Source organism: Serratia surfactantfaciens, from assembly GCF_001642805.2.
Taxonomy (GTDB): domain Bacteria; phylum Pseudomonadota; class Gammaproteobacteria; order Enterobacterales; family Enterobacteriaceae; genus Serratia; species Serratia surfactantfaciens.
In genome coordinates this window covers 4,281,790-4,299,842 of record NZ_CP016948.1, presented here as the reverse complement: position 1 = coordinate 4,299,842, position 18,053 = coordinate 4,281,790, and the positions used below count along the sequence as shown (strand labels likewise).

At 57.7% G+C, this 18,053-nt stretch carries 15 protein-coding genes, 1 tRNA gene, 1 rRNA gene and 1 riboswitch; of the genes, 13 read left to right on the top strand and 4 right to left on the bottom strand.

The features are described 5' to 3' along the window. Positions 1-140: 140 nt before the first annotated feature. Entirely contained in the window at positions 141-1,058 is a 918-nt protein-coding gene (gene oxyR / locus ATE40_RS20125; RefSeq protein WP_015379402.1) for a DNA-binding transcriptional regulator OxyR, read from the top strand. Here the strand turns inward: oxyR and sthA are convergent. Next, positions 1,041-2,438: a Si-specific NAD(P)(+) transhydrogenase gene (gene sthA / locus ATE40_RS20120; RefSeq protein ID WP_004931047.1), complete on the bottom strand. Its 1,398-nt coding sequence runs from the start codon at positions 2,436-2,438 to the stop codon at positions 1,041-1,043. The two genes, oxyR and sthA, sit on opposite strands and share 18 nt — an antisense overlap. Positions 2,439-2,656: 218 nt before the next feature. Between sthA and fabR the strand changes: the two genes are divergently transcribed. Beyond that, a complete protein-coding gene (gene fabR, locus ATE40_RS20115) occupies positions 2,657-3,289 on the top strand; it encodes an HTH-type transcriptional repressor FabR (protein WP_019452253.1) in 633 nt (210 codons plus the stop codon). A gap of 15 nt (positions 3,290-3,304) precedes the next feature. After that, entirely contained in the window at positions 3,305-3,676 is a 372-nt protein-coding gene (locus ATE40_RS20110) for a YijD family membrane protein (protein ID WP_019452254.1), read from the top strand. A 33-nt stretch (positions 3,677-3,709) separates the two neighbouring features. On the opposite strand, the gene trmA is transcribed toward ATE40_RS20110, so the two are convergent. Then, the gene (gene trmA, locus ATE40_RS20105) at positions 3,710-4,813 is read right to left on the bottom strand and encodes a tRNA (uridine(54)-C5)-methyltransferase TrmA (protein WP_063918335.1); all 1,104 of its coding nucleotides are present in this window, start codon (positions 4,811-4,813) and stop codon (positions 3,710-3,712) included. A 115-nt stretch (positions 4,814-4,928) separates the two neighbouring features. After that, a riboswitch (cobalamin riboswitch) is annotated at positions 4,929-5,148 on the top strand. Positions 5,149-5,217: 69 nt separating this feature from the next. On the opposite strand from trmA, the gene btuB reads away from it, so the two are divergent. From btuB to ATE40_RS20085, 4 genes are all read left to right on the top strand, one after another. Continuing rightward, the gene (gene btuB, locus ATE40_RS20100; RefSeq protein ID WP_019452256.1) at positions 5,218-7,095 is read left to right on the top strand and encodes a TonB-dependent vitamin B12 receptor BtuB; all 1,878 of its coding nucleotides are present in this window, start codon (positions 5,218-5,220) and stop codon (positions 7,093-7,095) included. Beyond that, positions 7,040-7,903, top strand: coding sequence for a glutamate racemase (murI, locus tag ATE40_RS20095; RefSeq protein WP_025921004.1), 864 nt, complete (start codon positions 7,040-7,042; stop codon positions 7,901-7,903). Before btuB ends, murI begins: the two co-directional genes overlap by 56 nt. 374 nt (positions 7,904-8,277) lie before the next feature. Next, positions 8,278-9,819: ribosomal RNA gene (locus ATE40_RS20090) — 16S ribosomal RNA — on the top strand. Between the two features lie 201 nt (positions 9,820-10,020). Further along, positions 10,021-10,096, top strand: a tRNA-Trp gene (locus ATE40_RS20085). Between the two features lie 264 nt (positions 10,097-10,360). On the opposite strand, the gene hdfR is transcribed toward ATE40_RS20085, so the two are convergent. After that, positions 10,361-11,188 (bottom strand): HTH-type transcriptional regulator HdfR, encoded by an 828-nt coding sequence (gene hdfR / locus ATE40_RS20080; RefSeq protein ID WP_025159876.1) that lies wholly within the window; start codon positions 11,186-11,188, stop codon positions 10,361-10,363. Positions 11,189-11,307: 119 nt separating this feature from the next. Between hdfR and ATE40_RS20075 the strand changes: the two genes are divergently transcribed. Continuing rightward, positions 11,308-11,646, top strand: coding sequence for a MaoP family protein (locus ATE40_RS20075; protein WP_048232148.1), 339 nt, complete (start codon positions 11,308-11,310; stop codon positions 11,644-11,646). Positions 11,647-11,674: 28 nt separating this feature from the next. Here the strand turns inward: ATE40_RS20075 and ATE40_RS20070 are convergent, their stop codons facing one another. After that, positions 11,675-13,198: a YifB family Mg chelatase-like AAA ATPase gene (locus tag ATE40_RS20070; RefSeq protein WP_063918336.1), complete on the bottom strand. Its 1,524-nt coding sequence runs from the start codon at positions 13,196-13,198 to the stop codon at positions 11,675-11,677. Between the two features lie 341 nt (positions 13,199-13,539). Between ATE40_RS20070 and ATE40_RS20065 the strand changes: the two genes are divergently transcribed. The 5 genes from ATE40_RS20065 to ATE40_RS20050 all read left to right on the top strand — a co-directional run bounded on the left by ATE40_RS20065 (position 13,540) and on the right by ATE40_RS20050 (position 17,997). Then, a complete protein-coding gene (locus ATE40_RS20065) occupies positions 13,540-14,772 on the top strand; it encodes an MFS transporter (RefSeq protein WP_019455270.1) in 1,233 nt (410 codons plus the stop codon). Between the two features lie 133 nt (positions 14,773-14,905). Beyond that, entirely contained in the window at positions 14,906-15,004 is a 99-nt protein-coding gene (gene ilvL / locus ATE40_RS24380; protein WP_013814970.1) for an ilv operon leader peptide, read from the top strand. Between the two features lie 142 nt (positions 15,005-15,146). Further along, positions 15,147-16,793: an acetolactate synthase 2 catalytic subunit gene (gene ilvG, locus ATE40_RS20060; RefSeq protein ID WP_025159877.1), complete on the top strand. Its 1,647-nt coding sequence runs from the start codon at positions 15,147-15,149 to the stop codon at positions 16,791-16,793. Then, the gene (gene ilvM, locus ATE40_RS20055) at positions 16,790-17,047 is read left to right on the top strand and encodes an acetolactate synthase 2 small subunit (RefSeq protein WP_063918337.1); all 258 of its coding nucleotides are present in this window, start codon (positions 16,790-16,792) and stop codon (positions 17,045-17,047) included. The genes ilvG and ilvM overlap by 4 nt, the downstream gene beginning before the upstream one ends. Positions 17,048-17,070: 23 nt before the next feature. After that, positions 17,071-17,997 carry a branched-chain amino acid transaminase gene (locus ATE40_RS20050; protein WP_019455268.1) on the top strand — a complete coding sequence of 309 codons (927 nt, stop codon included), beginning with the start codon at positions 17,071-17,073 and terminating at the stop codon, positions 17,995-17,997. The last annotated feature ends 56 nt before the right edge of the window (positions 17,998-18,053 follow it).

Sequence of the window (18,053 nt, the reverse complement as noted above, 5' to 3'; positions counted from 1 at the left end):
TTAATTAGGAAAAGTAATTTTTGGTATTTAGCGCAATATCGCTTCGTTGGGACACATTATTGTCGTTGGGGCTTGATAGATCTAATCGCTCATTGCTATCTTATCTATCGCCATGAGCTATCATGGATTGGAGGGAAACAATGAACATTCGTGATTTAGAGTATCTGGTCGCCTTGGCCGAGCACCGGCACTTCCGCCGCGCGGCCGATTCATGCCATGTGAGCCAGCCGACGCTCAGCGGGCAGATCCGCAAGCTGGAAGACGAGTTGGGCGTCATGCTGCTCGAACGCACCAGCCGCAAGGTGCTGTTCACCCAGGCGGGCCTGTTGCTGGTGGAGCAGGCGCGTACCGTGCTGCGCGAAGTGAAAGTGTTGAAGGAGATGGCCAGCCAACAGGGCGAAGCCATGTCCGGGCCGCTGCACATCGGCCTGATCCCGACCGTGGGGCCTTATCTGCTGCCGCAGATCATCCCGACGCTGCACAAAACTTTTCCGAAGCTGGAAATGTATCTGCACGAAGCGCAAACCCATCAACTGCTGGCGCAGCTCGACAGCGGCAAACTGGACTGCGCCATTCTGGCGCTGGTGAAGGAGACCGAGGCGTTTATTGAAGTGCCTCTGTTCGATGAGCCGATGAAGCTGGCGGTGTATTCCGATCACCCGTGGGCGCAGCGTGAGCGCGTAGCGATGCCGGATTTGGCGGGTGAGAAACTGCTGATGCTGGAAGATGGCCACTGCCTGCGCGATCAGGCGATGGGTTTCTGCTTCCAGGCGGGCGCGGACGAAGATACCCACTTCCGCGCCACCAGTCTGGAAACGCTGCGTAACATGGTCGCGGCCGGCAGCGGCATTACCCTGCTGCCGTCACTGGCGGTGCCGCCGCAGCGCGAACGCGACGGCGTCTGCTATCTGGATTGCTACAAGCCTGAGCCGAAGCGCACCATCGCGCTGGTGTACCGCCCCGGTTCCCCACTGCGCAGCCGTTATGAGCAGTTGGCCGAGGCGATCCGCGAGCACATGCAGGGCTACATCGACAGCGCGTTAAAACAGGCGGTTTAAGCCGTTCAGCGCTGCCACCCGGTAGGCTTCGGCCATGGTCGGATAGTTGAAGGTCGTATTAACGAAATACTCGATAGTATTGCCTTCACCTTTCTGTTCCATGATCGCCTGGCCGATGTGGATGATCTCCGCCGCACGCTCGCCGAAGCAGTGGATCCCGAGGATCTGCAGGGTGTCGCGATGGAACAGGATCTTCAGGCTGCCGACGTTCATCCCGGCGATCTGCGCGCGCGCCAGATGCTTGAACTGGGCGCGGCCCACTTCATACGGCACCTTCATCGCCGTCAGTTCCTGCTCGGTTTTGCCGACGGAGCTGATTTCCGGAATGGTGTAGATGCCGGTCGGGATATCTTCGATAAGGTGACCGCTGGCTTCGCCGGACGCGATCGCCTGCGCGGCGATGCGGCCCTGATCGTAGGCGGCGGAAGCCAGGCTCGGATAGCCGATCACGTCACCGACCGCATAGATGTGCGACAGCGCGGTTTGGTACATGCTGTTCACCTTCAGCAACCCGCGGCTGTCCGACTCCAGGCCGACGTTCTCCAACCCCAGCGAATCGGTGTTGCCGGTGCGGCCGTTGGCATACAGCAGGCAGTCCGCTTTCACCTTCTTGCCGGACTTCAGGTGCACGATCACGCCGTCTTCGGTGCCTTCGATCTTCTCGAACTCTTCGTTGTGGCGGATCACCACGCCGTTGTTCCAGAAGTGGTAAGAGAGCGAATCCGACATCTCCTGATCGAGGAACGCCAGCAGGCGATCGCGGGTGTTGATCAGATCGACCTTGACGTTCAGACCACGGAAGATAGACGCGTATTCGCAACCGATCACCCCGGCGCCGTAAATGATTACGTGGCGCGGTTCATGGCTCAGTTCGAGGATGGAATCGCTGTCGTAGATGCGCGGGTGATTGAAATCGACGCTGGCCGGGTGGTAAGGGCGCGAGCCGCAGGCGATCACGATGTGGTCGGCGCGGATGGTGTCCTGGGTGCCGTCCATGTAGCTGACGCTGACGGTGTTGGCGTCGATGAAGCGCGCGTCGCCCGCGAACAGCTTGCACTGGTTCCGCTCATAGAACCCTTGGCGCATGCGGGTCTGCTGGCTGATGACGTTATCGGCGTGGCGTAAAATGTCAGGGAAGGTCGCGCTAAGCGTGCGCGAATTGTTGTAGAGCGGGTTCTGGTTGAATTCGATAATGCGGCTGACGGCGTGGCGGAGGGCTTTGGAAGGGATGGTGCCCCAATGGGTACATCCGCCGCCTACGTTGTTGTACCGTTCGATAACGGCCACGCGGGCGCCCTGTTTCACTAGCCCCATGGCGGCACCTTCACCACCAGGGCCCGAGCCAATCACTATGGCATCAAATTGATAGTGCTGTTGCATGTAGGAGAGACCTGTTTTTTTATACAAGATTACAACGGTATCTTAACATCATAGCGCTGCTCACCCAATCACCATTAGGCTTTTTGAGTCAAAGCACAATCGGCTCAGGGCGGAAGTGTGATAGAGCGCGTTAGTATAAATGCTGTTGCAATAAAATTTGCTATATTGCCGGGTCTAGGGCGTTAGACTGAGAGAATGGAACCTATCTGGATATGCATATGGGCGTCAGAGCACAACAAAAAGAACGGACTCGTCGTTCCCTGATCGAAGCCGCTTTCAGCCAGCTGAGCGCCGAACGCAGTTTCGCCAGCCTGAGCCTGCGGGAAGTTTCACGTGAGGCGGGTATCGCGCCCACCTCGTTTTACCGCCATTTCCGCGATGTGGATGAGCTGGGGCTGACCATGGTCGACGAAAGCGGCCTGATGCTGCGCCAGTTGATGCGTCAGGCGCGCCAACGCATCGCCAAGGGTGGCAGCGTGATCCGCACCTCGGTGTCCACCTTTATGGAATTTATCGGCAACAACCCGAACGCCTTCCGCCTGCTGCTGCGCGAACGTTCCGGCACGTCGGCGGCATTCCGTGCGGCGGTGGCTCGCGAGATCCAGCATTTCATCGCCGAACTGGCGGACTACCTCGAGTTGGAAAACCACATGCCGCGCAGCTTCACCGAAGCGCAGGCGGAAGCGATGGTCACCATCGTGTTCAGCGCCGGCGCGGAAGCGCTGGATATCGACGCCGAGCAGCGGCTGCAGCTGGAAGAACGGCTGGTGCTGCAACTGCGGATGATCTCCAAAGGGGCGTATTACTGGTATCGTCGCGAACAAGAAAAAGCTTCTGTGTCCCACGTATAAAAAAGGTAAAAAATGATGGAAAAACCAGGCCGTGAAAATGGCACCTTACTGCTGGCGTTGATTGCCGGCCTTTCGATCAACGGTTCGTTTGCCGCGCTGTTCAGCTCGGTGGTGCCGTTTTCGATCTTCCCGCTGCTCGCGTTGGTGCTGGCCGTGTACTGTCTGCATCAGCGCTACCTGAACCGTGCCATGCCGGACGGCATGCCGAAGCTGGCGGCGGCCTGTTTCCTGCTGGGGCTGCTGCTGTACAGCGCCATCGTGCGCGCCGAATACCCGCAGATCGGCTCCAACTTCCTGCCGTCGGTTCTCTGCGTGGCGCTGGTGTTGTGGATCGGGGTCAAGCTGAAGGCGCGCAAGGCGCTGGATGCGCCGACTCAAGAATCGTAATGAAACGGGGCGCCATGTGGCGCCCCTGTCGTATCAGCGGTGCTTTTCCAGCAACACGCCGCATTCCATGTGATGGGTATACGGGAACTGATCGAACAGCGCCAGGCGGCTGACTCGGTGGGTAGTCTGCAGCGTTTCCAGGTTGGCGCACAGCGTTTCCGGGTTGCATGAGATATACAAAATGCGCGGGTAAGCCTGCACCATCTTCACCGTTTCATCGTCCAGCCCACTGCGCGGCGGATCGACGAAAATCGTCTCGCAGTTGTAGCCGCTCAGATCGATGCCTTTCAACCGGTTGAATTCGCGCACTCCGTTCATGGCCTGAGTGAAGTCTTCTGCCGCCATGCGGATGATTTGCACGTTGTCGATATGGTTGGCGGCGATGTTGTATTGCGCCGCCGCCACCGACGGCTTGGCGATCTCGGTCGCCAGCACGCGCTCGAAGTTGCGCGCCAGCGCCAGCGAGAAGTTGCCGTTGCCGCAATACAGCTCCAGCAAATCGCCTTTGGAGCCGGCGGTGACCGCCAGCGCCCATTCCAGCATCTGCACGTTCATGGCCGCGTTGGGCTGAGTGAAGCTGTTTTCCACCTGACGGTAGATCATGTCGCGGCCGGCAACCGGCAGCACTTCGTCAACATAATCCTGGTCGAGCATGATTTTGGTTTTCGACGCCCGACCGATCAGCTGCAGATCGAACCCTTGAGCGCGCAGATCGTCGCGCAGCTGCTCGGCGCGCCGTTGCCAAACCTCATCCAGCTTGCGGTGGTACAGCAGCGAGGCGATGATTTTGCCGCTTTGCGTCGACAGATAATCTATCTGGAACAGTTTGTGGCGCAGGATCGGCTCCGGTTTCAGCGCGGCGATCAGGGCGCTCATCAGACGGTTGATCAGTTCGCTGGCGGCCGGGAACCGATCGACGCGAATACGCTGCTTGGTCTGCTGATCGAACATGATGTGATACATGTCTTCCGCGTCGTGCCAGATGCGGAACTCGGCGCGCATGCGGTAGTGGTCGACTGGCGAGCGGAACACTTCCGGCTCGGGCGCCGCGAACGGTGACATCAACGTCTTCAGGCGGGCGACTTTCTCCGCCAGTTGGTCATCGTAACGTTCAATAGGCAAATTCTCGGGCGTCATGTGTGTCTTCTCGTCAGGCAAATTTGATCAGCGGGGATTGTAGGGAATCAGCCCGTGAAGTCCAGTTTTGTCGTGTTTATTATTTGTAACATTAGTAGCAGTCTAGACATCTATTTTCATTGATCGTAGCATTGCCGTCCGGCCTCAAGCAGCGAGTGAAAAGGGAATCCGGTGTGAATCCGGAGCTGACGCGCAGCGGTAAGGGGAAGTCACGGCGATAGCGTTTCGACGCAGACACTGTCCACTGCAGGATGGGAAGTCATCGCCCGTTGCCGGTCGCGCCCCGCGGCCCGCAAATCCCAAGCCCGAAGACCTGCCGGTGTTACGTCGCAATGTCCGTGGCCGTCGCGAACTACCGGCCATGATCCTGCGGCATCCGCCAATTAAGTTTGGATGCTTTTCTCATGACAATTACAAAAAACACGCTGCTGGCGGTGGTCTCCTCCGTCACGGCTTTTTCTGGATGGGCGCAAGACAACACCACGGCCACGAATGGCGATAACCTGGTGGTGACCGCCAACCGCTTCCCGCAGCCGATTTCTTCCGTATTGGCGCCGACCTCCGTCGTCACCCGCAACGATATCGATCGCTGGCAGGCCAAGAGCCTGACCGACGTGATGCGCCGCTTGCCGGGGGTGGACATCGGCCAAAACGGTGGGTTGGGACAAAAGAGTTCACTATTCATTCGCGGCACCAACTCCAGCCATGTCTTGGTATTGATCGACGGCATCCGCCTTAATCAGGCGGGCGTCAGCGGCTCTTCCGACCTCAGCCAAATCCCGATTTCGCTGGTGCAGAAAGTCGAATACATTCGCGGTCCGCGCTCTGCGGTGTACGGTTCCGACGCCATCGGCGGCGTGGTCAACATTATTACTACCCGCGAAAAGAACGGCACTACGCTGGCTGCCGGCGTTGGCTCCAACGGCTATCAGTCCTATGATGCGTCGACGCAACAGCTGCTGGGCGACAGCACCGTGGCGACGGTGGCGGGGAACTACACCTATACCAAAGGGTATGATGTGGTGGCTGAAGGCAACACCAGCATTCCGCAGCCCGATCGCGATGGCTTCATGAGCAAATCGCTATACGGGGCGGTACAGCACCGGTTCAACGAGCAAATCAGCGGCTTTGTGCGTGGATATGGCTACGACAACCGTACGGGCTACGACGGCTTCTATTCTTACGATAAAAATTTCAATATCACCGGTCTGCCGGATACGCGCAAACTGTATAGTCAAACCTGGGACACCGGGTTGCGCTATCAGGAAGGAATTTACGCCACGCAGTTAGTGGGAAGCTACAGCCACAGCAAAGACTACAATTACGATCCGCGCAAAGGGCAGTATGCGATTTCCTCCAGCCTGGATGATTCAGAGCAATACAATCTGCAGTGGGGCAATACTTTCAAGGTGGCTCAAGGCACCGTCAGTGCGGGCGCCGACTGGCAGGATCAACAGATCAAACCAGGCACCGCGTCCGTCAGCCGCGAGAGAAGCCAGCGCAATACCGGCATCTATCTGACCGGGCAGCAACTGGTGGGGCCGGTGACGCTTGAGGCCGCAGCGCGCGGCGACGATAACTCTGAGTTCGGTTGGCACGGCACGTGGCAAACCAGCGCAGCCTGGGAGTTCATCGAAGGATACCGTTTCATCGCTTCCTATGGCACCGCGTTTAAAGCGCCAAACATGAACCAGCTGTTTAGTACCACTTATGGCAACAGCAACTTGAAGCCGGAAGAAAGCAAACAGTGGGAAGGCGGCTTCGAAGGTTTGACCGGGCCGGTGACCTGGCGCGTTTCCGGCTACCGCAATGACATCGATAACCTGATTGACAGCGATCCGGTGAGTTACCGTTATTACAATATCGGTAAGGCGACCATTAAGGGTGTAGAGGCCACCGCTTCTTTTGAAACCGGTCCGTTGACGCATCAGATTGGTTACGATTATGTCGACCCGCGCAATGCTAAAACCAATGAAGTGCTGCTGCGCCGCGCGAAACAACAGGTGAAGTATGAGCTGGATTGGCAGCTGTACGACTTTGACTGGGCGGTGACCTATCAATACCTGGGTGAGCGCTATGACAAGGATTATGGCGTTTATCCAAGCCCGACGGTTAAACTCGGCGGCGTGAGCCTGTGGGATCTCGCAGTTTCGTATCCGGTCACATCTCATCTGACAGTTCGTGGTAGAATTGCCAACCTGTTTGATAAAGATTATGAGACGGCCTATGGCTACGCTACTCCAGGAAGAGAATACTACCTCACTGGAAGCTATACCTTCTAACAGCACCGCCACACCTCGCCCGACGGTGCTGGTTTTCGATTCCGGCGTCGGCGGGTTGTCGGTATATCAGGAGATTCGGCAGTTGCTGCCGGATCTCCACTATATATACGCTTTCGACAACGTGGCGTTCCCCTACGGCGAGAAGTCCGAAGAGTTTATCGTTGAGCGCGTGCTGGAGATAGTTGGCGCGGTGCAGCAGCGTCATCCTCTGGCGATTGTCGTCATTGCCTGCAACACCGCCAGCACTGTTTCCTTGCCGGCCCTGCGCGAGCGTTTCAGCTTCCCGGTCGTGGGCGTGGTGCCCGCCATCAAACCGGCCGCCCGTCTTACCGTTAACGGCATTGTCGGCCTGTTGGCGACCCGCGGCACCGTACAGCGCAGCTACACCCACGAACTGATTTCCCGTTTTGCCACCGACTGCAAGATTGAACTGTTGGGTTCTTCGGAGCTGGTGGAGCTGGCGGAAGCCAAGCTGCACGGCGAAGCCGTGCCGCTGCCGGTGCTGAAGAAGATCCTGCATCCGTGGCTGAGCATGCGTGAGCCGCCGGATACCGTCGTGCTGGGCTGCACCCATTTCCCTCTATTAGCGGAAGAGCTGATGCAGGTGTTGCCGGAAGGCACCCGGCTGGTGGATTCCGGTGCGGCGATAGCCCGCCGTACCGCCTGGCTCATCTCGACGCAGGAAAATCTGGTTTCGAGCCAGGAAGAGAATCTGGCGTATTGCATGGCGTTAAATGAAGATACTGACGCTTTATTGCCCGTTTTGCAGGGCTACGGCTTTAAATCGTTGAAAAAACTGCCGCTTTAACGGCGTTTTGGTCAAACATTCAACGGTCGGAAAAAATATTGAAATTAGGGGTTGCGGCCCGCCGAGAACTCCCTATAATGCGCCTCCACTGACCGGGAACAACGACTGACAAGCCGCCGGGTTAGCGAGAGAAAAGCGAAATAAATGCTTGACTCTCCGGGCGAAAAGCGTAATATACGCAGCCCGCGCCGATGAAGTTTCTCGGCACTGCTCTTTAACAATTTATCAGACAATCTGTGTGGGCACTCCACAAGACGATATCCAGCATCTTCGGATGCAAAAAAATATCAAGTCTTGAAGAGTGACTAACTGAAGTAAAATTCATGCAGTAAATCTTTGAGCATCGCTTCTCGAGTGGAAGCAAATCAAGCTTTTAATTGAAGAGTTTGATCATGGCTCAGATTGAACGCTGGCGGCAGGCTTAACACATGCAAGTCGAGCGGTAGCACAAGAGAGCTTGCTCTCTGGGTGACGAGCGGCGGACGGGTGAGTAATGTCTGGGAAACTGCCTGATGGAGGGGGATAACTACTGGAAACGGTAGCTAATACCGCATAACGTCGCAAGACCAAAGAGGGGGACCTTCGGGCCTCTTGCCATCAGATGTGCCCAGATGGGATTAGCTAGTAGGTGGGGTAATGGCTCACCTAGGCGACGATCCCTAGCTGGTCTGAGAGGATGACCAGCCACACTGGAACTGAGACACGGTCCAGACTCCTACGGGAGGCAGCAGTGGGGAATATTGCACAATGGGCGCAAGCCTGATGCAGCCATGCCGCGTGTGTGAAGAAGGCCTTCGGGTTGTAAAGCACTTTCAGCGAGGAGGAAGGTGGTGAGCTTAATACGCTCATCAATTGACGTTACTCGCAGAAGAAGCACCGGCTAACTCCGTGCCAGCAGCCGCGGTAATACGGAGGGTGCAAGCGTTAATCGGAATTACTGGGCGTAAAGCGCACGCAGGCGGTTTGTTAAGTCAGATGTGAAATCCCCGGGCTCAACCTGGGAACTGCATTTGAAACTGGCAAGCTAGAGTCTCGTAGAGGGGGGTAGAATTCCAGGTGTAGCGGTGAAATGCGTAGAGATCTGGAGGAATACCGGTGGCGAAGGCGGCCCCCTGGACGAAGACTGACGCTCAGGTGCGAAAGCGTGGGGAGCAAACAGGATTAGATACCCTGGTAGTCCACGCTGTAAACGATGTCGATTTGGAGGTTGTGCCCTTGAGGCGTGGCTTCCGGAGCTAACGCGTTAAATCGACCGCCTGGGGAGTACGGCCGCAAGGTTAAAACTCAAATGAATTGACGGGGGCCCGCACAAGCGGTGGAGCATGTGGTTTAATTCGATGCAACGCGAAGAACCTTACCTACTCTTGACATCCAGAGAACTTTCCAGAGATGGATTGGTGCCTTCGGGAACTCTGAGACAGGTGCTGCATGGCTGTCGTCAGCTCGTGTTGTGAAATGTTGGGTTAAGTCCCGCAACGAGCGCAACCCTTATCCTTTGTTGCCAGCGGTTCGGCCGGGAACTCAAAGGAGACTGCCAGTGATAAACTGGAGGAAGGTGGGGATGACGTCAAGTCATCATGGCCCTTACGAGTAGGGCTACACACGTGCTACAATGGCGTATACAAAGAGAAGCGACCTCGCGAGAGCAAGCGGACCTCATAAAGTACGTCGTAGTCCGGATTGGAGTCTGCAACTCGACTCCATGAAGTCGGAATCGCTAGTAATCGTAGATCAGAATGCTACGGTGAATACGTTCCCGGGCCTTGTACACACCGCCCGTCACACCATGGGAGTGGGTTGCAAAAGAAGTAGGTAGCTTAACCTTCGGGAGGGCGCTTACCACTTTGTGATTCATGACTGGGGTGAAGTCGTAACAAGGTAACCGTAGGGGAACCTGCGGTTGGATCACCTCCTTACCTAAAGATATTAGTTCGAGTGGCGTGCTCACACAGATTGTCTGATGAAAAGTAACGAGCAAAGCGCTACCTGTTGATGCCATGAGTTATTCATGCTGATACGAACCGATTAAGTTATTCAGTTTAATCGGATTTTCGTGTCCCCATCGTCTAGTTTAATTATGCCTGCTTTCTTAGCAGGCATAATGTTAAGCGAGATTTAGGGGCGTAGCTCAGTTGGTAGAGCACCGGTCTCCAAAACCGGGTGTCGCGAGTTCGAGTCTCTCCGCCCCTGCCATATTAAGAACCCTTTGCGAAAGCAAAGGGTTTTTTTTTGCCTACGGTTCCTCTGTCTTAGAGCATTACGGCTGCGGAAAAAAGCGCATTAGACGCCATAGGCAATGTTTGCCCTCTCCCGGCTGCCGCGTGTACTTCCAATCCCCCCTTAACCCCCTGAGTGTCGCACCGTTTTGCGTTATCTTCTCTCAGAAGGCGATAGCCGCATTTTAACTCGATAGACAGCCACGACCACGATGGCGGCATTTAAGGCCGCCATAACGTGTTAGGCTGCGGTATTTAAAGGTATTTTAAGTAATTGTCGAATCAAAGGCTGTTGATCGCTGTTTTGCAACCAGACGGCATACAGTGGGCGAATAATCGGCGGGATCTCGGCGGCGGCAACCAATTGCGGGTACTCTTTTTCCCATTGGCTGGGCAGGAAGGCGCAGCCGCCTGTGGTTTCCAGCAGCTGGCGCGTGAGATGAGCGGAGGTGGTGGTGAGTACCGGCACGTTATCGCCTTCCAACATGCGGTTTTCCTGTTGGTGGAAGTCGGCCCCCCATTCCAGCTTGATATAGGGCATCGGGGCCTGCTTGTCGCGATGTGCGGATGAGAACAGGCGTAAAGAGAAATTGCTCAGTTGCTGGCTGGCCAATTCATCCATCTTCGGCGGTTCTGTGGTGATCAGTAAATCGAGCTGCCTTTCATGCAGTTGTTTTACCAAAGAGTGCCTTAATGCCACCCTGGCTTCGAGCTGCAGCGCCTCCCGCTGTTGATAGAGCGCCTGTAGCCACGGGGTCAGATAGGCCTCCCACAGCGAGGCGGTAGCGCCGATCGATAACTCGGTGTGTTGCAGCGAACGCACGACCTCTTTCTTCGCCAGCTGCCAGGTGTTCATCAGGCTCTCTGCATAGGGCAGAAGCCGCTCACCAGCTGGTGTCAGGCGGATATTATTGCGATGACGGGTAAATAAATTTGCGCCCAACTGGTTTTCTAGCTGACGGATGCGGAAACTGACCGCGGACTGCGTTAAGTACAAAGATTCTGCGGCTCTGCCAAAGTGACGCGTTCTACTGACCTCCAAAAAGGTTTTCAGTAATTCGGTATCCACACCTATCTCCAAAAAAATTTGTCGTTAAGATTTAAATGTTTTGTTTTACACACTGTCAAGCCTATCTAATACTCCGCGCCATAAACAGCACGGCCATAAGAGAATTAGGAGCGTGTCAGATGGCGGATAGCTTCACCACGACCAATCGTTTTTTTGATAATAAACATTACCCTCGCGGGTTCTCCCGTCACGGCGATTTCACCATTAAAGAGGCGCAATTGCTAGAGCGCTTCGGCTACGCGTTTAACGAGTTGGACTCAGGTAAACGCCAGCCGGTCACTGAAGAAGAACAGCTGTTCGTCGCAGTGTGCCGCGGTGAGCGCGAAGCGGCTACCGAGCAGGAAAAAGTATGGGCTAAATATCTGGCGCGCACACGTCGCCCGAAGAAATTCCATACTCTGTCCGGCGGTAAACCGCAGGCTGACGCAGTAGAAGATTACAGCGACAGCGACGACTAAAGACGATGGGGCCTGCGGGCCCCATTTTCTATTCCAGACTCCGATGCAGCTGTAACAGCAGACGATCCATACTGCGATAGCCCAGCGCTTCGCTGAGGTGGCGCCTGTTGAGCTCAGCATCTCCCGCCAAATCCGCCAGCGTGCGTGCAACCTTCAAGATGCGCTGCCAGGCGCGGACCGATAGCCCCAGCGCGTTCAATGTCGTCTCCAAAAACTCGGCGTCCGCCGCCTGCAAAACGCAATCCCGTTCCACTTCGCGGTTGCTCAACAGCGCGTTGATTTTGCCGGCGCGTTCGAGCTGCCGGGCGCGCGCCAGTAACACTCTTTCTCTCACCTGCTCGCTGCTTTCTCCATGCCTTTGCCGCTGACTGAGCGTACCCGGCGGCAGCAGCGGCACCTCGATAGACAGATCGAAACGGTCGAGAAAAGGCCCCGATAGCCGAGCCAGATAACGCAGCACCTGCTGCGGTGAGGCGCGATTGTGCAACCCGTGGTAATGCCCGGTCGGGCTGGGGTTCATCGCTGCGATCAATTGTACCCTTGCAGGGAAGCAGACCTTGGCGTTGGCGCGTGAAATCACGATCTCGCCGGATTCCAGCGGTTCACGCAGCGCATCCAGTACTTTACGCTCGAATTCCGGCAGCTCATCCAGAAACAGCACGCCGTTATGCGCCATCGAGATCTCGCCCGGGCGCGGCAGTGAGCCGCCGCCGACCAATGCCGCCATCGAGGCGCTGTGATGCGGCGCGCGAAACGGCCGCTGGCGCGATAGCAGAGCGGCGGGAACATGATGCTGCAAGCTGGCGACCGCCAGGCTTTCCAGCGCTTCATGCTCCGCGAGCGGCGGCAGCAAGCCCGTGAGACGGCTGGCCAGCATGGTTTTACCGGTGCCAGGCGGCCCGATCAACAGCAGGTTATGCCCGCCGGCGGCGGCGATCTCCAGTGCCCGTTTGGCCTGTTCCTGGCCGATGATGTCGCGTAGGTCGGCGCTTTCGCAGACGTTGTCCGCAGCGGGAGGTGTGGTCGCCACCGGCAGTTCGCCCTGGCCGAGCAGAAAGGCGCAGACTTCCAACAGGTGTCGGGCGGTATGGGAGTGCGACTGTGCGATCAGGCCGACCTCGGCGGCGTTATCCGTTGAGAGGATCAGTTGTCGCCCGGCCTCGGCTGCCGCCAGCGCCGCCGGGATAGCGCCCTTGACCGCGCGCAGTGAGCCGGACAGCGCCAGCTCGCCGAGAAACTCATAGCGCGCCAGGGGGGCGAGGGGCAGTTGCTCGGAGGCGGCGAGGATCGCCAGCGCTATCGGCAGATCGTAACGCCCGCCTTCTTTCGGTAGATCGGCGGGCGCCAAATTGACGGTGATGCGCCGTGCGGGGAAGGTGAAACCGTTGTTTATCAGGGCGCTGCGCACCCGATCGCGCGCTTCTTTCACCGTGGTTTCCGGCAGACCGACCAACGTCAGGCCGGGCAGGCCATTGCTGATATGCACCTCTACCGTGACGGAAGGGGCCTGAACGCCGATGATGGCGCGGCTATAGATTACCGCCAGTGACATATTGCTCTCCTTGCTGAGGGCGACATGATGCGCGATTCATCCTGGCGGCGCGCGGCGTTATTGGTAATTTTTCCATGATGTTCGCAGCCTAATCACCGATTTTCATCGAAGCGAATAAGATTGTGCGAGCTGCCTCGCAGCCTGCGGCAATACCCATTAACAATTCGCTGAAGCCTGCAACACATTAGCGGCCCAGACGCATTGCACCCATAGGCTTAATGGGTGTATTTAACAATTGATTAAAAGAAAAATCACTTCTTTGACACACTCCGACCGCCGCCGCATTCCGCCCGGCAGCCGCTAAATCTCCTGACTTCGTACTCTACGGTAGGGATAACACTATGTTTGGTTGGACCTCGCTGCAACGCAACGCGGCAATCGCCAGCTTTTCAAGCTGGACGCTCGACGCTTTCGATTTTTTCGTGCTGGTATTCTTGCTCAGCGATATCGCACAATCCTTTCACGTCGGCCTGGAGCAGGTCACGTTGGCCATTCTTCTCACGCTGGCGGTGCGGCCAATAGGCGCGCTGATCTTTGGGCGAGCGGCGGAAAAATATGGCCGCAAGCCGATCCTGATGCTGAATATCGTCTTCTTCTCGGTGTTTGAACTGCTTTCCGCCGCCGCACCTTCGCTGACGGTCTTTTTGCTGTTGCGGGTGCTGTACGGCGTTGCGATGGGCGGTATCTGGGGCGTGGCGTCGTCATTGGCGATGGAAACCATACCGGACCGCTCGCGCGGGCTGATGTCGGGCATTTTCCAGGCCGGTTATCCGTTCGGTTATTTGCTGGCGGCGGTGGCCTATGGCCTGCTGTTCGAAACGGTCGGCTGGCGCGGCATGTTCGTCATCGGCGCGGCACCGATCCTGCTGCTGCCGTTTATTTATTATTGCGTGCACGAGTCGCCGGTGTGGCTGGCGGCACGTGAGCGTAAAGAGAGCACCGCCTTGCTGCCGGTGCTGAAGAGCCACTGGAAGCTGTGCTGCTATCTGGTGTTGCTGATGGCGGCGTTCAATTTCTTCTCCCACGGCACCCAGGATCTGTATCCGGTGTTTCTGAAAGTTCAGCACGGTTTCGATCCTAAAACCGTCAGTATCATTGCCATTAGCTACAATATCGCATCAATTATCGGTGGCGTATTCTTCGGTTCGTTGTCGGAAAAAATCGGCCGGAAAAAAGCGATCATCATCGCCGCGCTGCTGGCATTGCCGGTGATCCCGCTGTGGGCGTTTTCCAGCGGTTCGCTGATGTTGGGGCTCGGCGCTTTCCTGATGCAGTTCATGGTGCAAGGCGCCTGGGGCGTAGTGCCGACCTACCTGACCGAGCTGGTGCCGGCCAACACCCGCGCGGTGCTGCCGGGGTTCGTGTATCAGCTGGGCAACCTGATCGCCTCGGTCAACGCCACGTTGCAAGCCAGCATCGCCGAGCATCATGGGCATAATTACGGCCTGGCGATGGCGATCGTCGCCGGCACGGTAGCGGTAGCGATCGCCCTGTTGGTGTTCTTCGGCAAGGATACGCGCGGCAAGGCCATCACCGGCGCGGTGAAAAATCCGGGCATGCGCGCCAACGTATGAAATCCGGGCGATCCGCATGAGGTATGACCAGATTGCGCCGAATAATAACGCAAAAAAAGTGTTGTCATGTCGCGCGCGGCTGTGGTACCTCTGTAAGCATTAGTTCTGAATGAGCACAGTGAACAAACCCATTATGAAAGCCTTTGCCCAAGTGATTAGCCTAGTCGTGATTAGCGTGGTGGTGATTATTATCCCACCGTGCGGGGCTGCACTTGGACGAAGAAAGGCTTAGCAAACAAGCCGGAATCGCAAGAGAACCCCCGCACCGTCAGGTCCGGGGGTTTTTTATTGGCAAGAGAAAAGTGGAGCAAGGGGCGGAAGATGAAAAACAGAACAAAATCCTGCGGTTGTCGAAGTAAGGCGGGGAAATAACTATGAATGGCGCTCAGTGGGTAGTTCAAGCGTTGCGTGCGCAGGGAGTGGATACCGTATTCGGCTATCCGGGTGGGGCAATCATGCCGGTGTACGATGCGCTGTATGACGGTGGTGTGGAACACCTGCTGTGCCGCCATGAACAGGGCGCCGCCATGGCCGCCATCGGCTACGCCCGCGCCACCGGCAACGTCGGCGTTTGCATCGCCACTTCCGGCCCCGGCGCCACTAACCTGATCACCGGCCTGGCTGATGCGCTGCTCGATTCCGTTCCCGTTGTCGCCATCACCGGTCAGGTGGGTTCCGCGCTGATCGGCACCGATGCCTTTCAGGAGATCGATGTTCTCGGCCTGTCTCTGGCCTGCACCAAGCACAGTTTCCTGGTGGAGTCGCTGGACGCCTTGCCGGGCATTATGGCGGAAGCGTTCGCCATCGCCGCCGGCGGCCGCCCTGGCCCGGTGCTGATCGATATCCCGAAAGACATCCAGCTGGCGCAGGGCGACTTGCATCCGCACCTGATGCCGGTCGATGAAGCGCCGGCGTTTCCGGCGGCGGCGTTGGCGGAGGCGGCCGAGCTGCTGGCGCAGGCGCACAAACCGATGCTGTACGTCGGCGGCGGAGTGGGCATGGCGCAGGCGGTGCCGGCGCTGCGCGAGTTCATCGCCGTGACCCGCATGCCGAACGTCGCCACCCTGAAGGGGCTGGGCGCGCCGGATGCGCAAGATCCGCTGTACCTCGGCATGCTGGGCATGCATGGCGCCAAGGCCGCCAACCTGGCGGTGCAGGAGTGCGATCTGCTGATCGCCGTCGGCGCGCGTTTCGATGATCGCGTGACCGGCAAACTGAACGCCTTCGCGCCGCATGCCAAAGTGATCCACATGGATATCGATCCGGCGGAGATGAGCAAACTGCGCCAGGCGCATGTGGCTCTGCAGGGCGATCTGAAAGCATTGTTGCCGGCGTTGCAGCGCCCGCTGAACATCGCCGCCTGGCAGCAGCGGGTAACGGCGCTGAAAGCCGAGCACGCCTGCCGCTACGATCACCCCGGCCAGCCGATCTTTGCGCCGCTGTTCTTGCGCCAGCTGTCTGACCGCAAGCCGGCCAACAGCGTAGTGACCACCGACGTCGGTCAGCACCAGATGTGGAGCGCTCAGCACATGACGTTCGAGCGCCCGGAGAATTTCATCACCTCCAGCGGCCTCGGCACCATGGGATTCGGCGTGCCGGCCGCGGTAGGCGCTCAGATTGCCCGCCCGCAAGATACGGTGATCTGCGTCTCGGGCGATGGCTCCTTCATGATGAACGTGCAGGAATTGGGCACCATCAAGCGCAAGCAGCTGCCGCTCAAAATCGTGCTGCTGGACAACCAGCGCCTCGGGATGGTGCGTCAATGGCAGCAGTTGTTCTTCGATGGCCGCTACAGCGAAACCAACCTGTCCGATAACCCCGACTTCCTGATGCTGGCCGCCGCCTTCGGCATTCCCGGCCAGCGCATCAGCCGCAAGGATCAGGTGGAGGGCGCGCTCGAGGCGCTGTTCAACACCGAAGGCCCTTATCTGCTGCAGGTCTCTATCGACGAACTCGAAAACGTCTGGCCGCTGGTGCCGCCGGGCGCCGGCAACGAAACCATGTTGGAGGAAATATCATGATGCAGCATCAACTCTCGATCCAGGCGCGTTTTCGCCCCGAAATGTTAGAGCGCGTATTGCGGATCGTGCGTCATCGCGGCTTTCAGGTTTGTGCTATGAATATGGTTTCCCCGGCCAACGCCGACAGCATCAATATCGAATTGACTGTTGCCAGCCCGCGTCCGGTCGCCTTGTTGTCATCTCAATTAAGCAAGCTGATGGACGTCTCCTGCGTCGAGATCCAGCAGCCAACATCACAACAAATACGCGCCTGAGGCGCCGAGAAGGATAAATAACAATGACAAAGAAAGCCGATTACATTTGGTTCAATGGTGAGATGGTTCCTTGGGCCGAGGCCAAAGTGCACGTGATGTCGCACGCGCTGCATTACGGTACGTCGGTATTTGAAGGCGTGCGCTGCTACGACTCGCACTTGGGGCCGGTGGTGTTTCGCCATCGCGAGCACATGCAGCGTCTGCACGACTCGGCGAAAATCTACCGCATGCCGGTTTCGCAAAGCGTCGACGAGCTGATGGAAGCCTGCCGCGCCACGCTGCGCAAGAACAACCTGGTCAGCGCGTACATTCGCCCGCTGGTGTTCGTCGGCGATGTCGGCATGGGCGTCAACCCGCCGGCCGGTTATAAAACGGACGTGATTATCGCGGCGTTTCCTTGGGGCGCGTACCTGGGTGAAGAGGCGCTGGAGCAAGGTATCGATGCGATGGTCTCCTCTTGGCACCGCGCGGCGCCGAACACCATCCCGACCGCGGCCAAAGCCGGCGGCAACTATCTCTCCTCCCTGCTGGTGGGCAGCGAAGCGCGCCGCCACGGCTATCAGGAAGGCATCGCGCTCGACGTGCACGGTTACATTTCCGAAGGGGCGGGCGAGAACCTGTTCCAGGTGAAAGACGGCGTGATCTACACCCCGCCGTTCACCTCGTCGGCGCTGCCGGGCATCACCCGCGATGCGATCATCAAGCTGGCGAAAGACATGGGCTTCGAAGTGCGCGAGCAGGTGCTGTCGCGCGAATCGCTGTATCTGGCCGATGAAGTGTTCATGTCCGGCACCGCGGCGGAGATCACGCCGGTGCGCAGCGTGGACGGCATTCAGGTCGGTATCGGTAAACGTGGCCCGGTGACCAAACAGATTCAGGAGGCGTTCTTCGGCCTGTTCACCGGCAAGACGGAAGACAAGTACGGCTGGCTGGATCCGGTAAACCCTTAACGACAAGGCTCGCCGCGCAGCGTGGCGGACGACAAGACAGACAAGATAAGAATATC

Excerpts from the sequence above, each read along its gene's own strand:
- oxyR (WP_015379402.1), top strand. The coding sequence starts at position 141 with ATGAACATTCGTGATTTAGAGTATCTGGTCGCCTTGGCCGAGCACCGG.
- ATE40_RS20065 (WP_019455270.1), top strand. The coding sequence starts at position 13,540 with ATGTTTGGTTGGACCTCGCTGCAACGCAACGCGGCAATCGCCAGCTTT.
- murI (WP_025921004.1), top strand. The coding sequence starts at position 7,040 with ATGGCTACGCTACTCCAGGAAGAGAATACTACCTCACTGGAAGCTATA.
- ilvL (WP_013814970.1), top strand. The coding sequence starts at position 14,906 with ATGAAAGCCTTTGCCCAAGTGATTAGCCTAGTCGTGATTAGCGTGGTG.
- ilvM (WP_063918337.1), top strand. The coding sequence starts at position 16,790 with ATGATGCAGCATCAACTCTCGATCCAGGCGCGTTTTCGCCCCGAAATG.
- fabR (WP_019452253.1), top strand. The coding sequence starts at position 2,657 with ATGGGCGTCAGAGCACAACAAAAAGAACGGACTCGTCGTTCCCTGATC.
- ilvG (WP_025159877.1), top strand. The coding sequence starts at position 15,147 with ATGAATGGCGCTCAGTGGGTAGTTCAAGCGTTGCGTGCGCAGGGAGTG.
- sthA (WP_004931047.1), bottom strand. The coding sequence starts at position 2,438 with ATGCAACAGCACTATCAATTTGATGCCATAGTGATTGGCTCGGGCCCT.
- btuB (WP_019452256.1), top strand. The coding sequence starts at position 5,218 with ATGACAATTACAAAAAACACGCTGCTGGCGGTGGTCTCCTCCGTCACG.
- ATE40_RS20075 (WP_048232148.1), top strand. The coding sequence starts at position 11,308 with ATGGCGGATAGCTTCACCACGACCAATCGTTTTTTTGATAATAAACAT.
- ATE40_RS20070 (WP_063918336.1), bottom strand. The coding sequence starts at position 13,198 with ATGTCACTGGCGGTAATCTATAGCCGCGCCATCATCGGCGTTCAGGCC.
- ATE40_RS20050 (WP_019455268.1), top strand. The coding sequence starts at position 17,071 with ATGACAAAGAAAGCCGATTACATTTGGTTCAATGGTGAGATGGTTCCT.
- ATE40_RS20110 (WP_019452254.1), top strand. The coding sequence starts at position 3,305 with ATGGAAAAACCAGGCCGTGAAAATGGCACCTTACTGCTGGCGTTGATT.
- trmA (WP_063918335.1), bottom strand. The coding sequence starts at position 4,813 with ATGACGCCCGAGAATTTGCCTATTGAACGTTACGATGACCAACTGGCG.